We start from the raw sequence: 735 nt of genomic DNA on the forward strand, positions 1-735 counted from the left end.
CTGTTAATCGTGATGAATTAGAAGATGTAGTTGTTGAAAATGAAGTTATGGGTATCCCTAGCTTGCTAGTATTTAAAAACGGCGACAAAATTGCACACCTTCATTCAGCAAATGCTAAGTCACCTGAGCAAGTTGAATCATTTTTAGCAGAAACTTTTAAATAAATACTAAAATAAAAATGTGTATATACTGCACAATAAAAAGCTGAGACTGTGATTGTACCGACTCTAGTAAGTTAGATTAAATCTCTAACTCGATAGATGTCCATCAATTCATGACTCAGCTTTTATTAATGTTTCTATAATTATACATATTAATATAATGTAATTAAGTTTCTATTTTTACGTGGTGCTTTAGGCATATCTTCTTCTAAATCCGTTAAATATAAGAATCCAGAAAGAACTTCATCTTTCTTTATACCAAGTGTTTTTCTTACTTTAGGATCATAGATATATAATGGCGATTTCCAACATGTACCTATTCCCGCTTCATAAAGTAACAACATAAGATTTTGTGCATATGCACCAAATGCAAAGTAGTTTTCATCATTTTGACGTTGTCTTGGATCTGTTTTTAAAATAAGCAATAACATGCCACCTAGTTTCGTAACTGCATCATAATGACATTGTTGCTTATCTAATTCATTAGGAAATGCAAATTTAGAAATATCCTTACTCATATCTCCTAATCTGTCTTTCGGAACATGCACAACTCTCCATGGTTCCCTCATTCCGT

General features: G+C 31.8%; 2 protein-coding genes. One reads left to right on the top strand and one right to left on the bottom strand.

The genetic code is table 11. The features are described 5' to 3' along the window. On the top strand, positions 1-164 hold a 164-nt coding region (locus IDG60_RS18120), incomplete at its 5' end, for a thioredoxin family protein (RefSeq protein WP_206160542.1). Positions 165-313: 149 nt separating this feature from the next. On the opposite strand, the gene IDG60_RS18125 is transcribed toward IDG60_RS18120, so the two are convergent. Beyond that, positions 314-735: nitroreductase family protein (locus tag IDG60_RS18125; protein WP_206161027.1), on the bottom strand; the 422-nt coding region annotated here is incomplete at its 5' end.

This window comes from Staphylococcus sp. EG-SA-2, assembly GCF_017152085.1.